This window comes from Planococcus sp. MSAK28401, from assembly GCF_018283455.1.
Classification (GTDB): domain Bacteria; phylum Bacillota; class Bacilli; order Bacillales_A; family Planococcaceae; genus Planococcus; species Planococcus alpniumensis.
Genome location: NZ_JAAMTH010000001.1, coordinates 2747196 through 2761830 on the forward strand (window position 1 = coordinate 2747196; position 14635 = coordinate 2761830).

15 protein-coding genes are annotated in these 14635 nt (G+C 49.3%); 1 reads left to right on the forward strand and 14 read right to left on the reverse strand.

Translation table 11 applies throughout. The features are described from left to right. Positions 1 to 1052: 1052 nt before the first annotated feature. The 11 genes from G3255_RS13935 to G3255_RS13985 form a co-directional block, all read right to left on the reverse strand. On the reverse strand, positions 1053 to 2042 hold the full coding sequence (locus G3255_RS13935) for an L-threonylcarbamoyladenylate synthase (protein ID WP_211655016.1): 990 nt from the start codon (positions 2040 to 2042) through the stop codon (positions 1053 to 1055). An 88-nt stretch (positions 2043 to 2130) separates the two neighbouring features. Then, on the reverse strand, positions 2131 to 3006 hold the full coding sequence (gene prmC / locus G3255_RS13940) for a peptide chain release factor N(5)-glutamine methyltransferase (protein WP_211655017.1): 876 nt from the start codon (positions 3004 to 3006) through the stop codon (positions 2131 to 2133). Next, a complete protein-coding gene (gene prfA, locus G3255_RS13945) occupies positions 2993 to 4072 on the reverse strand; it encodes a peptide chain release factor 1 (RefSeq protein ID WP_211655018.1) in 1080 nt (359 codons plus the stop codon). The genes prmC and prfA overlap by 14 nt, the downstream gene beginning before the upstream one ends. Before the next feature lie 279 nt (positions 4073 to 4351). After that, positions 4352 to 4945, reverse strand: a complete 594-nt coding sequence (locus tag G3255_RS13950; RefSeq protein ID WP_211655019.1) for a thymidine kinase — start codon at positions 4943 to 4945, stop codon at positions 4352 to 4354. 153 nt (positions 4946 to 5098) lie between these two features. Continuing rightward, positions 5099 to 5314: a 50S ribosomal protein L31 gene (gene rpmE, locus G3255_RS13955; RefSeq protein ID WP_211655020.1), complete on the reverse strand. Its 216-nt coding sequence runs from the start codon at positions 5312 to 5314 to the stop codon at positions 5099 to 5101. 150 nt (positions 5315 to 5464) lie between these two features. Continuing rightward, positions 5465 to 6748, reverse strand: coding sequence for a transcription termination factor Rho (rho, locus tag G3255_RS13960; protein ID WP_211655021.1), 1284 nt, complete (start codon positions 6746 to 6748; stop codon positions 5465 to 5467). Between the two features lie 116 nt (positions 6749 to 6864). Continuing rightward, entirely contained in the window at positions 6865 to 7830 is a 966-nt protein-coding gene (gene glpX, locus G3255_RS13965; RefSeq protein ID WP_211655022.1) for a class II fructose-bisphosphatase, read from the reverse strand. Between the two features lie 73 nt (positions 7831 to 7903). After that, positions 7904 to 9202, reverse strand: coding sequence for a UDP-N-acetylglucosamine 1-carboxyvinyltransferase (gene murA, locus G3255_RS13970; protein WP_211655023.1), 1299 nt, complete (start codon positions 9200 to 9202; stop codon positions 7904 to 7906). 26 nt (positions 9203 to 9228) lie between these two features. Further along, the gene (gene fsa / locus G3255_RS13975) at positions 9229 to 9879 is read right to left on the reverse strand and encodes a fructose-6-phosphate aldolase (protein ID WP_058382947.1); all 651 of its coding nucleotides are present in this window, start codon (positions 9877 to 9879) and stop codon (positions 9229 to 9231) included. Positions 9880 to 9936: 57 nt separating this feature from the next. Then, positions 9937 to 10800 carry a class II fructose-bisphosphate aldolase gene (locus tag G3255_RS13980; RefSeq protein WP_211655024.1) on the reverse strand — a complete coding sequence of 288 codons (864 nt, stop codon included), beginning with the start codon at positions 10798 to 10800 and terminating at the stop codon, positions 9937 to 9939. Positions 10801 to 10887: 87 nt separating this feature from the next. Continuing rightward, positions 10888 to 11247, reverse strand: coding sequence for a response regulator (locus tag G3255_RS13985; protein WP_349291441.1), 360 nt, complete (start codon positions 11245 to 11247; stop codon positions 10888 to 10890). A gap of 72 nt (positions 11248 to 11319) precedes the next feature. On the opposite strand from G3255_RS13985, the gene G3255_RS13990 reads away from it, so the two are divergent. Further along, positions 11320 to 11805 (forward strand): DUF2529 family protein, encoded by a 486-nt coding sequence (locus G3255_RS13990; protein ID WP_211655026.1) that lies wholly within the window; start codon positions 11320 to 11322, stop codon positions 11803 to 11805. Between the two features lie 93 nt (positions 11806 to 11898). Here G3255_RS13990 and pyrG read toward each other — a convergent pair whose 3' ends face one another. From pyrG to G3255_RS14005, 3 genes are all read right to left on the reverse strand, one after another. Then, a complete protein-coding gene (gene pyrG, locus G3255_RS13995) occupies positions 11899 to 13497 on the reverse strand; it encodes a CTP synthase (RefSeq protein ID WP_211655027.1) in 1599 nt (532 codons plus the stop codon). A 276-nt stretch (positions 13498 to 13773) separates the two neighbouring features. Next, complete coding sequence (gene rpoE, locus G3255_RS14000) at positions 13774 to 14379, reverse strand: DNA-directed RNA polymerase subunit delta (protein WP_211655028.1); 606 nt, start codon at positions 14377 to 14379, stop codon at positions 13774 to 13776. Positions 14380 to 14440: 61 nt separating this feature from the next. Continuing rightward, entirely contained in the window at positions 14441 to 14602 is a 162-nt protein-coding gene (locus tag G3255_RS14005) for a hypothetical protein (protein WP_211655029.1), read from the reverse strand. Positions 14603 to 14635 lie beyond the last annotated feature (33 nt).

The following is a 14635-nucleotide window of genomic DNA, read 5'->3' on the forward strand; positions in this document are numbered from 1 at the left end:
TTGTTCATGGATTTTTTCTTCGTGAAGCAGCTGCCTCCCGCTTTGGGCTGGCCTCCCGCAATGAGCCAAGAAGAACACTTGTCTCATCGCTCCGGCTCGCCCTTGTGCGCGGTTCGGCTTTGAGATTTCATTGGATGTTGCATGCAAGGAAATGTCGCTGTTGATTGGATTCATCCGCTGGTATCGTCGCTTAGCTGGACTTGAGAGTGAATTGGATTGTTCATTGATCTTTTCTTCGTGAAGCAGTCGCCTCCCGCTTGGGGCTGGCCTCTCGCAATGAGCCAAGAAGAACACTTGTCTCATCGCTCCGGCTCGCCCTTGTGCGCGGTTCGGCTTTTAGGTTTCATTGGATATTGCATGCGAGAAAGCCCGCCTGTTAATTGGGGGCATACGCTGATGAAGAAGCTTAATCAGACTTGCTAATTGTGAATTTACTGTAGCTATATAATTTAGACTTACGAATCAGAACAAAATTATTCACACTAAGTCCAATGCGAAATGCATTTTATTTACTTTCTAAAACTAAAGATGAAGCGGAAAGGGGCGACTCCGGGAGGATTAGCGAGACAATTGAGACCCTGCAAGCGAATATGCGAAAGGTATTGAGCGTATTCGTTTGCGAAGCTCGAACATCGTGAGAGTTGAGCAGGCGTGGTTTTGCGTAGCGACGAAGCGGCTCAATGAATGAATGAACGAGGTGAACCGAGTCCATTCATTTGCGACGCATCTGCATGCAGATCTTTTTTGCGATGCCCGAACATAGTGAGGGTTGAGCAGATGTGGGAGCAACGCTTTCCATGTGATGCCCTTTCACAGAGAAACTAGGCACCCTGGATTGAGCACTAGTGAGGGAAGCGGCTCAACACCCGCCCCATCCCCGGGCAGCTGAAAACGCGACGTCCTGTCGCATCAGCTGCATGACCTGCATCCTGCAGGCCCCAAGCGTGCCCTTTGCAGCGGAATCTCCCATTCTCCCTTAATTTTAAACACAAAAAAACCACTGGAAATTTCCCAGTGGCTTTACATACTGTCATCTAATTCATTTGCCGGATTCAGCTGAACCATTTATGGTCCGCTGCTTTTTCCAGGCGGTTCATCAGGGCAGCGTCTTCATTTTCCGGCAACACGCACGCCAGGATCAAATCAGCATCTGTTTGGTCACATCTGCGCAAGCTGTCGTATAACTTATCCACAGCAAGCGGGAAGCAATAATCCGCTGTCTCGAAATCCTCGCGGCTCAGCACAGCGATTTTTTTCTTCTTGCCGTGAATATGATCGATCGCTTTTTCGATGAGCTTGCTATTGTGCTCGATCAAATAAAGCGGGGCAGCCGGTGCATAGTGGGCATACTTCATGCCAGGTGATTTCGGTGTATTGCCTTTTGTCTCGGAAGACAAGCGGACAGTCCCGATTACTTCTTCCAATTGTTCTTTCGTCACTTGTCCAGGACGCAAGATAACTGGCGGTGCGCTCGTCATGTCGAGCACTGTCGATTCGATGCCAACTTGTGTCGGCCCACCGTCCAAAATAAGCGGAATCTTGGTGTTCATATCGAAATAGACATGCTCTGCCAAAGTCGGGCTCGGTTTTCCGCTCGTATTGGCGCTCGGCGCTGCAACTGGCTGCTTCAGGCGCTTTAATAAATTCAATGCAACCGGATGGTTCGGTACGCGAATGCCTACCGTCGGCAAGCCTGCTGTTACATTAGAAGCAAAGGTGTCCGGTTTTGCCTGCATGATCAAAGTCAGTGCCCCTGGCCAAAAAGCATCCATGCATTGCAAGGCTTTTTCAGGAACATCTTCAACATACTTTAAGGCAGTTTCTTTGGAATCCACATGAACAATCAATGGATTGTCGGTCGGGCGGCCTTTCGCTCCGAAAATTTTGTCGACAGCGGTCGCGTTCATTGCATCCGCCCCAAGGCCATAAACGGTTTCGGTCGGGAATGCGACGACCTCCCCTCCCCGGATATAATCCACAGCTTGTGTATAACTTTCATCTTTGTTCACATGTTCATCCACAAGAATTGTTTTCGTTTCCACCTAAACATCTCCAGTACAATAAGGTTTTGGCGACAATATCCACATTTTGTGGATAACACCCCTTAATATCAGGTGATTTGTGCACAAATTACTCTAAAATACAAAATACCATGCGGTCGTGTTTGTTGATATCTTTTTTGCAGTAGACACGCGCTTCAGGCAAAGCTTTTTGGAACAATTCCGTTACAGCAGCGCCTTGGCTAGTGCCAATTTCAAGCCCGATGATGCCAGGGCGGCTGATTAATTCCGGCACTTGCCCGGCCAAGGTTTCATATGCGGCTAGCCCGTTGCTGTCTGCGAACAACGCTTCATGCGGCTCGAATTCGCGAACCGTATCGGACAAGCCTGGCGCTTCATGATGAGCGATGTACGGTGGGTTGGACAGGATGATATCCCATTTTCTCCCCGCAAGCGGTGCTGCTAGGTCCCCTTTTGTGAAATGGACATCGGCGCTTAAAGTTTTAGCATTGCGTTCCGCCATAAACAAGGCTTCTTCGGAAATATCCGTCGCCATCACTTCCGCTTCCGGCAATTCGCATTTTAAGGTAATCGCAATCACTCCACTGCCTGTTCCGATATCCGCTGCCTGCACTTCTTCTGTGCCGAATAGCTCACGTTTCAACTTCAGGGTTTCTTCAATCAGCTCTTCTGTCTCAGGGCGTGGAATAAGGACGGCTGGCGATACGTGAAAAGTTCTGCCGTAAAATTGTTCAATGCCCGTCAAATGCTGGACAGGCACGCCTTCGACTAATTCTTCGACATTGGCCCAATAGGCTTCGAAATGGCGATCTTCGATTTTATCGCGCATTGCCGCGACCAAACCAGAATAATCCACTCCCAATTCATGCTGCAACAAAATGCGGGCCGGCGTTTCTTCACGGCCGTATTGTTTTAAATAGCTTGTCGCTTGCTCCAAGGCTTCATAGACGAATTCCACTGGCGTTAAGGTTTCAACTTTGTTCATTGTTTAAGCTCTCCATCCTCGTTGATTGTTCATCGATCACCAGGGCGTCAACAATTTCATCCATCTTGCCTTGCAGGATTTGATCCAGCTTTTGGATGGTCAATCCGATGCGATGGTCCGTCACACGGTTTTGCGGGAAATTGTATGTGCGGATACGCTCTGAACGGTCACCTGTACCGACAGCGGATTTACGTACGGAATCATATTCAGCTTGCGCTTCTTGCTGGAATTTTTCATAGACGCGCGCGCGCAGGACTTTCATGGCGCTCGCTTTATTCTTGATTTGTGATTTCTCGTCTTGACATGTCACCACAATATTCGTCGGCAAATGCGTCAAGCGGACTGCCGACATTGTTGTGTTGACCGACTGGCCCCCTGCACCTGATGATGCATAGGTATCAACGCGGATATCATTATCATGAATATCGACTTCGACTTCTTCCACTTCCGGCAAGCATGCAACCGTCGCTGTCGAAGTATGGATACGTCCACCGGATTCGGTTTCAGGAACGCGCTGTACGCGGTGGGCACCGTTTTCGTATTTCAACTTAGAATAAGCACCTTTACCGGTCACCATAAAGACCAATTCTTTAAAACCGCCGATTTCTGTCGGGTTGGAGTCCATGATTTGGACTTTCCATCCGTTCGCTTCAGCAAAACGGGAATACATCTTGAACAGGTCTCCTGCAAATAGAGCTGCCTCATCGCCGCCTGCTGCACCGCGGATTTCCATGATGACGTTTTTGTCATCGTTCGGATCTTTTGGAATCAATAAGACGTGAAGGCGTTCTTCCAACACTTTTGAGCGCCCTTCAAGTTCTGAGACTTCTTCTTTGACCATTTCACGCATATCGGCATCCATTTTTTCCTCAAACATGGCTTTTGAATCGGCCAATTGCGTCTGGACGTCCTTGTATTCGCGGTACGTTTCCACAGTTTCTTGCAAATCGGATTGTTCTTTGGAATAATCGCGAAGCTTGTTCGTATCGCTGACAATATCCGGGTCACTCAACATTTCGTTGAGACGGTCGTATCTGTCTTCGACAGACTGTAAACGGTCAAACATTGTTTTCACCTCTAGTTTCTTCTATATAAAGTCGATAATTCTGTGCATAGGATTTCATTGTTTACGATATTCCGCGAAATAGCTGGCTTTCCGGGGGGCTTGCACTGAACTAATTCGGGCTAGGCGCCCGAATGGATTTCAGTACTTCGCTGCTCCCCCAGGAGTCTGCGCTATTTCGCTTCATATCTTTTCTCAAGAAATACAACAAAAATTTAAGTCCATTGACTTCTCAAGGTCTGTGATTTGTTTATATAAACGCTTCTTCAAACTAATTGGTGCTTATTTTGTAACCGTAACGCCGGCCGGGACTTCGTGGTGATGGCGGCAGCGCGGCTCGTAGGCTTCGGAAGCACCGACTAGGATGATCGGGTCATCTGAACCGGCAGGCTTGCCGTCGATTAAGCGCTGTGTGCGGCTTGCGGGAGATCCACAGACTGTGCAGACAGCCTGCAATTTGGTCACTTGCTCGGCGATCGACAACAGGGATGGCATCGGACCGAACGGCACACCGCGGAAGTCCTGGTCGAGGCCTGCGACAATCACACGAAAACCGTGATCGGCCAATTTTTGTACATGATCGACGATTTCCATATCAAAGAATTGCGCTTCATCGATGGCGATGATATCAAATTCATCAGTTATATATTCTTTCATCTCGCCGGAATGCCCAATCGGCAGCGCAATAACAGTGGTTCCGTTATGGGAGACGACCGCTTCCTCGCTATAGCGGTTATCGAGTTTTGGCTTGAATACCGCGATTTTCTGCTTGGCGAATTGCGCACGGCGGATACGGCGGATCAGCTCTTCCGATTTCCCGGAAAACATGCTGCCGCAGATCACCTCAACCCATCCGGTCTGTTTCATGACGTACATAGTGGAGACCCCTTTCAAACATTTACTGTTAATATCATACCAAAAATGGTGGATATGCCTATCATTTTTCTGCTATGTAATTGATTTTTTCTGTTCATTGACGAAAAAAAATACCCATCCGGCGTTTTCGCGACGGACGGGTATAATAGTGACTTAGTTGTTGATTTCTTCTTTGAGACCGTATTTTTTGTTGAAACGGTCTACGCGGCCATCTGCAGCTGCGAATTTTTGGCGTCCAGTATAGAATGGATGACATTCTGAGCAAAGCTCAACGTTGATGTTTTCCTTTACTGAACCTGTTTCGAATGAGTTGCCGCATGAGCAAGTCACTGTTGCTGTTTTGTACTCTGGGTGAATACCTGTTTTCATAATATTTTCTCCTCCCGCCCTGAACCATCTGGAACAGAGTTTAATCTATTTTGCCTATTGCCTTACACGGCTCGTTAGGCCGTATATGCAATAGTACTGTTTTGTTTCACTTTCATAATCATATCAAAACCTAAAGGCTATTGCAAGTAATCAAATCGTCTTTCGCGGAGTGCGTGATGATTTCCCGTCTCTCGGCAATTGCCCGAAAAACTCCTCATTGGTCTTTGAGTGGCTGAGCTTTTTCATGAAGCGCTCTGTAAAGTCTGGTGAATCCGAGAAGGTTTTGCGGATAGTCCATAGTTTATCAAGTTGTTCTGGATCCATCAACAATTCTTCCTTGCGCGTGCCTGAACGGCGGATGTCGAGCGCCGGGAAAATGCGGCGTTCGGCCAAACTGCGGTCGAGATGCAGTTCCATATTGCCCGTGCCTTTGAACTCTTCGTAAATGACTTCATCCATGCGCGACCCTGTATCGACGAGCGCCGTCGCCAGGATCGTCAAGCTGCCGCCTTCTTCAATATTACGTGCCGCCCCGAAAAAGCGTTTCGGTCGGTGGAATGCGGCAGGGTCGATCCCGCCGGAAAGCGTTCGGCCGCTTGGCGGAATGACCAGATTATAAGCTCGCGCAAGACGCGTGATCGAATCCATCAAAATGACAACATCGCGCTTGTGCTCGACAAGGCGCATGGCGCGTTCGAGTACAAGCTCCGCTACTTTGACGTGGTTTTCAGGAACTTCATCGAAAGTCGAAGACACCACATCAGCATCGACCGAGCGTTCGATATCCGTTACTTCTTCCGGGCGCTCATCAATCAACAGCACAATCAGTTCTGCTTCCGGGTGATTGGTCGTCACGGCATTGGCGATTTCCTTCAAGAGCATCGTTTTGCCGGCTTTTGGCGGTGCAACAATCAGGCCACGCTGACCGAAACCGACTGGGGAGACGAGATCCATAATGCGCGTGGATAAATGTTCCGGCCCGGTTTCGAGGCGGATATGGCGATCCGGATACAGCGGCGTCAGTCCTGGAAAATGGACACGTTCTTTTGCGACTTCCGGGTCTTCGCCATTGACGGCTTCTACTTGAAGCAGCCCGAAATAGCGTTCATTTTCTTTTGGCGGGCGGACTTTTCCGGATACTTTATCACCATTTCTAAGATCGAATCGGCGGATCTGGGAAGCGGAAATATAGATGTCTTGTGAACTTGGAGAATAATTGATCGGGCGCAGGAACCCGAAACCTTCCGATTGGATGATTTCCAGGACGCCTTCCATGAAAAAGAAGCCTTCCTGTTCCGCACGGGTTTTCAAAATGGCGAAAATCAATTCTTTTTTCGTCAGTTTGCTGTAATTGTTCAGCTTGTATTCTTTTGCCAGGTTATAAAGCTCTTTGAGCGTCATATTTTCTAATGCAGAAATTGTCATCGTTGCCATCTAGTTGGACACCACACTTATCATTAGTTTCAAGATTTCTGGGGAATTGCTATTGTTCTGGAGTCAGTAAAGAAGGAGCCCGGCATAAAGCCGGACTCATTTTTGGAGTATGGAAATTAATCTTTCATGACGAGATCCGGTTTTTTCTTGAGGCTGTGGCGCCCTTCGACAAAACGGACAGTGCCGGATTTCGCACGCATGACCAAGGTATGGCTTTCTGCAAAAGAACCTTTCAGCTGAACGCCGCGAAGAAGTTCTCCGTCGGTGATCCCTGTCGCTGCAAAGATGGCATCGTCGCCTTTGACCAGGTCATCCATCATCAACACTTTATCGACTTCAAGGCCCATATCCAGGCAACGCTGTCTTTCCTCTTCATCCTGAGGAACCAGCTTGCCTTGAAATTCTCCGCCAAGGCATTTCAATCCGACTGCGGAAATAACCCCTTCCGGAGCTCCGCCTATCCCGAATAGGATGTCCACACCTGTCTGGTCGAAAGCCGTGTTGATGGCACCGGCGATATCGCCATCGGTAATCAATTTGATGCGTGCTCCCGCATCGCGGATTTCCTTAATGATCTGTGCATGGCGCGGCCGGTCAATAATTGTGGCAACAACGTCTTCGATATCCTTGTTTTTCGCTTTAGCGACGGCGCGCAAATTGTCGATGACCGGAGCGTTGATGTCAATCTTGCCGACAGCTTCAGGGCCGACTGCAATTTTTTCCATGTACATATCCGGTGCATTGAGTAAATTTCCACGATCCGCAATCGCCAGAACGGCAATCGCATTCCATCCGCCCGCAGCGACAATATTCGTGCCTTCTACAGGGTCGACCGCGACGTCCACTTCAGGACCGTCGCCTGAACCAAGTTCTTCGCCGATGTAGAGCATCGGCGCTTCGTCCATTTCGCCTTCGCCGATAACGACGGTTCCGCGCATCGGGATCGTATCGAATACGGTCCGCATCGCTTCCGTTGCCGCGTCATCCGCTTCATTTTTCAGGCCGCGGCCCATCCATTTTGAAGAGGCGATTGCTGCCGCTTCTGTAATCCGTACTAATTCCATCGAAAGACTTCGTTCCATAATTCATTTTCCTCCGTTCAATCTTTGTATATGCCATTTATATTGTAGCATATATGCAAACGCCTTTAGAGAGTCAATTCACGTCAGAACTGAGGTCGGACTTCCCGCTCGCCACGGGGTCGATCGTTTCGCGGCGAATGTCAGCGCCAAGGCCCCGCAGCTTTTCGATGATGTTCGAGTAGCCGCGTTCGATGTGATAGATCTCCCGCACTTCCGTTTCGCCTTCTGCCAGCAGCCCGGCGATAACAAGTGCCGCGCCTGCGCGCAGATCGGAGGCGACAACAGTCGCTGCATTCAACGGAGTCGGCCCGGTAACAATGGCCGCACGCCCTTCGACGCGCCCGACCGCATTCATGCGGCGCAGCTCATCGATGTGCTTGAAGCGTGCTGAATAAATGGTATCGGTAATCATCGAAGATCCGTGCGCTTGTGTCATCAAGACCGAGAACGGTTGCTGCAGATCGGTCGCAAAGCCTGGATAGACCAAAGTCTTGACGTCGATCGGCTGCAAATTTTCGGTTTTCGGAATGTGGATCGATTCTTCATCTTCCTGAACTTCCACGCCCATTTCACGGAGCTTTGCAGTCAAGGCTTCCATATGGAAAGGAATGACGTTGTCGATCGTCACGCCGTCGCCAGCAGCGGCAGCCATGATCATGAATGTGCCCGCTTCGATGCGGTCAGGAATGATCGTGTGGTTGGTGCCGTGCAATTCATCCACGCCTTCGATACGGATGACGTTGGTGCCGGCGCCTTTGATTTTCGCGCCCATATTGGTCAGGAGCGTCGCGACGTCAATGATTTCCGGCTCTTTCGCCGCATTCTCGATGACGGTCTGCCCTTTCGCACGTACGGCAGCGAGCATGATATTGATCGTTGCGCCTACGCTGACAACGTCCAAGTAGATTTTCGCGCCGCGCAATTCGTCGGCACGCAAATAAATCGCCCCGTGCTCATTGGTCACTTTTGCGCCAAGCGCTTCGAAGCCTTTAATATGCTGGTCGATTGGGCGTGGCCCAAGGAAACAACCTCCTGGAAGGCCAATTGCCGCGTGCTTGAAACGCCCAAGCATCGCGCCCATCATATAGTAGGAAGCCCGCAATTTCTTGACGTTGCCGTTTGGCAGTGGCATGTCGACCATTTCAGTCGGGTCGATTTGCATGACGCCGTCTTCGAATGTGACGGAACCTCCAATTTCTTCCAAAATACTTTTCAGTGTCCAAACATCGGAAATTTCTGGCAAACCTTCAATCGATACTGGCGAATTCGCCAAAATCGAAGCCGGAATCAAAGCCACGGCGCTGTTTTTAGCACCGTTGACTTTAATCGTTCCGGACAAGCGTTTGCCGCCTTTTATTTTATAAACGTCCATTGTATTTCTCCTTTTCCCTGTCAGCCTTATTTCACAGAGCGGGTTTCCCAATCGGCTAGGAATGCTTCGATGCCTTTATCCGTCAACGGATGCTTGAACATCATTTCAAGCACTTTCATCGGCATTGTGCCGATATGCGCGCCGTTAAGCGCTGCTTCCGTCACGTGCTGCGGATGGCGGATTGAAGCGGCGATGATTTCTGAATCGATGTCGTGGATTGCGAAAATCTCAGCAATCTGTGCAATCAAATCCATGCCGTTGTGCCCGATATCGTCAAGGCGCCCAAGGAATGGGGAAACGTAAGCTGCTCCAGCGCGTGCTGCTAGAAGCGCTTGGTTGGCGCTGAAGATCAATGTAACATTGACTTTTTTGCCTTCGCCAGCTAGAACTGCACATGCTTTCAAGCCTTCCGGAGTCATCGGCAATTTCACAGTGATGTTTGGCGCAAGTTCAGCCAGTTCACGGCCTTCTTTGATCATGCCTTCTGAATCAAGTGCAATGACTTCTCCGCTGATCGATCCGTCGACAAGGTCGGCGATTTCTTTCAGGCGGTCGTGGAACGAGACATCTTTTTCTTTTGCGACAAGTGATGGGTTTGTCGTGACGCCTGAGAGAATGCCCCAAGCGTGTGCTTCTTTAATTTCGTCGAAGTTTGCTGTATCAATGAAAAATTTCATGTATGGTTTCCTCCTGTATGTGGAAAAAGAGACGGATTCGCCTCTCTTCCCAAGTTTTTATGAATTTGCTTGTTGTGAACTTCCGAAATCGCGCATTTTGCCGATAACGGTCGCTTTAATGGCATCGCGTGCCGGCGTCAAGTATTTACGTGGATCGTAAACGTCTGCATCAGATGCCAATTTTTCACGGATGGCTTTCGATGCGGCAATTTGGCTTTCAGTGTTGACGTTGATCTTCGACGTGCCAAGTGAAACCGCACGTTGAACATCTTTTAGCGGGATGCCCGTTCCGCCGTGCAAGACAAGCGGCACATCACAAAGCTGTGAGATTTCTTCCATTTCGGCAAATCCGAGGTTCGGTTCGCCTTTATATGGCCCGTGGACAGAGCCAAGTGCTGGCGCTAGGCAATCAATGCCCGTCTGTTCGACGAGTGCTTGGCATTCTTTCGGGTCAGCGTAGATGACGCCTTCTGCAATAACATCATCTTCTTGGCCGCCAACTATGCCCAATTCCGCTTCCACGGAAACGCCTTTAGCGTGAGCATACTCAACCACTTTGCGCGTAATTTCAATATTTTCATCGAATGGATGATGCGATGCATCGATCATGACCGATGTGAAACCTGCACCAATCGCTTCTTTGCATTTTTCAAAACTGGAACCGTGATCTAAATGGATAGCGACCGGAACTGTGATATTGTAATCATGCATCAGGCCTTTCACCATATGTACGACAGTCGTGAATCCACCCATATAGCGTGCTGCACCTTCTGAGACGCCGCAGATGACCGGGGATTTTTCTTCCTCCGCCGCCTGCAGGATCGCTTGTGTAAATTCCAGGTTGTTCAGGTTAAATTGCCCGATGGCATAACCTTCCTTCTTACCTTTTATCATCATTTCTTTCATTGAAACTAATGGCATTATTATTTTTCCTCCTCAGAATAGGCACAAGCCCAATATCTTTTTCACTATATCAAAAATGGCGCTGTTTCGCCACTCAGTGCCTGTTTAATCGCCAATCAGCTCGCGGACCGCATCGCGCAATTCGAAAACATCGAAGGGTTTGGTGAAATAACGCACCACTCCCCAATTCATCGACTCTTCGATCACGCCCATTTCGCCGTAAGCCGTCATCATGATCACTTTGCAATCATGGCGCCGCTTCTTTAACCGCTTCAATAATTCAATGCCATCCATGCCCGGCATCTTCATATCCATCAGCACCATATCGGGACATGCTTCTTCCGTAAGTTCCAATGCCTCTTTCCCGCTGCCGGCAATCAAGGTCTCGTATCCTTCCCGCTCGAATACTTCTTTCAATAACAGGCGGATGCCTTGTTGATCATCTACTATTAGAATCTTTCTCACATCAGCCACTCCTTTCCACCTTTTTTTCGAAGCGCAGCACATTCTGCTATACTCGGTTTGAGGTGAACCCATTTGAAAATATTGACGACACAATTGACCGGCCTGTTCCAGCGCCTCGCCAAGGAAGAAGAAGCCGTCGAAGATACGGCACGACTTCTCGCGCAAGCGATCATTGGCGAAGGCCGCATCCATCTGGCTGCTTTCGGCGAACTAGAAGCTGTCGCAGCCAGTGCTTTGAACGGTCCCGAAACGCTCCAATCAGCGATTCGTTATGACCCGGCCGCTGAACTGTCGACAGCCGACCGGGTTTGGATACTGGCCCGGAAAGACGAAGGCGACTCCTTGGCTGATGAATTAGCCGGACGCGCCATTCCGTTTGCGATGCTGACAGCTGAAAGCCATGGCAATGAAACGGCGGATGTCTTACTCTCCATGAACATCGACAAGGGCTTGCTGCCAGGCGAAGACGGCGAGCGCATCATGATCCCCCACGGGCTCGGCGCTTTGTATATCTACCATGCAGTTAAATTGACCATTGATGAAATACTTGCAGATTGATAAGCCGCAAAAAAAAGCCTTCCCTGGAATCGGGAAGGCTTTTGCCATCTGATCGATGCCTGCCAGGAAATGAAGCGGCTTTTCACATGCTGATTACTGATTGTCCAAAGATGCGCGAACAAATTCACGGAACAATGGCTGTGGGCGGTTCGGGCGCGAGATGAATTCCGGGTGGAACTGGCAAGCGACGAACCAAGGATGGTCAGCGACTTCAATGATTTCAACCAGTCGGCCGTCCGGGCTCGTGCCTGTGAATTTGAAGCCGGCTTTTTCGAACTGCTCGCGGAACTCATTGTTGAACTCATAGCGATGGCGGTGTCTTTCGTATACGAGTTCTTCCCCGTATGCTTCATACGCTTTCGAAGTCTTATCGAGCTTCGCTGGGTATAACCCAAGGCGCAATGTGCCACCCAAATCTTCGATGTCTTTTTGTTCCGGCAACAAGTCGATGACCGGGTACAAAGTTTTCGGGTCAAGTTCAGACGAATGCGCGCCGTCCAAGTTCATGATATTGCGTGCGAACTCTACAGAAGCAAGCTGCATGCCGAGGCAAATACCGAAGAATGGCACCTTGTTTTCGCGTGCGTATTGCGTTGCCAGGACTTTCCCTTCCACACCGCGGTCGCCGAAACCACCGGGCACGAGGATGCCGTCGCAGCCTTCGAGTGTTTCCGCTACGTTTTCAGCGTTGACGTGCTCTGCATTAATCCAATCGACTTCAATATCCGAGTCGAACGCGAAACCGGCATGCTTCAAGGATTCCACGACGGAAATATAAGCATCCTGAAGTTCTACATATTTACCGACAAGGCCGATTTTTACGGACTTCTTCAAGGATTTCACTTTCTCGACAAGCCCATTCCACTCCGTCATATCCGCTTCCGGCGCTTCGATGCCGAAATGATCCAGGACGATTTGGTCCATATGCTGCTCCTGCAAGCGAAGCGGCATTTCATAAATGACATCGACATCGCGGGACTCGATGACTTCTTCGGATTTGATATCGCAGAACAACGCGATTTTGTCTTTCATGTCCTGAGGCACTGGATATTCCGTGCGCACCACGATCAGGTTTGGCTGGATGCCGAGGCTGCGCAATTCTTTTACGCTGTGTTGTGTCGGTTTCGTTTTCATTTCTTTTGCAGCGCCGAGGTAAGGGATCAAAGTACAGTGGATGTACATAACTTCTTCACGGCCAAGGTCCGAACGCATTTGGCGGATCGCTTCAAGAAATGGCAGCGATTCGATATCGCCGACCGTTCCACCGATTTCTGTGATGACCACATCGGCTTGAGCTGTTTTCGCTGCGCGCAATAGACGATCCTTGATTTCATTCGTGATATGCGGAATGACTTGGACCGTTCCACCCAAATAATCGCCGCGGCGTTCTTTTTGGATGACCGTTGAGTAGACTTTACCCGTCGTCACGTTCGAATATTTGTTCAAGTTGATGTCAATGAAGCGTTCATAATGGCCAAGATCCAAATCCGTTTCCGCGCCGTCGTCGGTCACGAAGACTTCTCCGTGTTGGTAAGGGCTCATCGTACCCGGGTCAATATTGATGTATGGGTCGAATTTCTGAATCGTCACACTCAGGCCGCGGTTTTTCAGCAAGCGCCCAAGAGAGGCTGCCGTGATCCCTTTCCCTAGTGATGAAACCACTCCACCTGTTACAAATATATACTTTGTCATGCTCTGTTTCCTCCTCGAGTAATGAAATAAAATGTGATTGTTCTACGACTTGCAGTCCCGAATCGTGTTCAGCCAGAAAAAGCTTCGGCCATCCCAAAAGGCGGATGGCACGGGTGATTTGCCGCCGAATGGCAGCACTAAAAAATAAAAAGCGCTCCTCCTGCAAAGCGTGCAGGGGGAGCGCGTTAGCTATACGAATCATCTCTCCTATTTTAAGGAGCCCAATAAAATCTTATCCTGTACAGCCGTTTCCGTCAAGGTGAAAAAAAGTTCAGACTACTTCAGCCCATCCTCTTCTTCCTCTTCATCGTCTTCTTCGTCGATGATGTTGCCGTCAAGGTCTTCTACGAGCACGCCAACATCTTCCACTTCGTCGACATCGTCGTCGTCGTCATCATCGGTCGAATCGAAATCAAGATCAACGACCGGTGCTTTGACCGCTACTTCGTCATCATCGTCATCGTCGTCGTCATCGTCTGAAGAAACATCGCCATCGTCTTCGCCGAAATCTTCGAAGTCCAGTTCGTCTTCCAACTCGAGATCCATATCGTCGAAGTCATCGTCTGTCGATTTCGATTTCTTCTTCTTACGGGCTTTGACTGTAGGTGCAGATTCTTCTTCAATCTGCTCGACCGGATACCATTCACGAAGGCCCCAGCGGTTTTCGCCAAGGATCAGGAAGCGGCCATCAATGTTCATGTCAGTGTAGTACTGTGCAAGATGCGCCTTCATTTCTTCTTCAGAGAGGCCGATCAATTGCTGCAATTCAGCGACAAGCTCTGAAAAAGTTTTCGTTTCTTTGGTTTCTTCCAAAATGGCATATGTTAAGTCGACGAACGACTCTTCTAGCAATTCTTCTTTCGTTAATTCACGGATGTTCATTCGTGCACGTCCCTTCTTGTATCGTAACTTAATCCATTATATACAAAGTCCTTGCTGTCCGCTACCGGGATTTCTTTTTTCTGCGCATAAGCTGGTCCCACCCGAAATAGAAAAAGTAGGCAGACAGGATTAAAAACGGTATCGAGCCGAGTGCTCTATTGTACAGTACAATAAGCAGCACGACCGCTGCAATGATGATGGCGTAATGGGCAGCTTTGGGCATGGTGTCATCCATCTCTTTTCTTTAGAGTTTCAA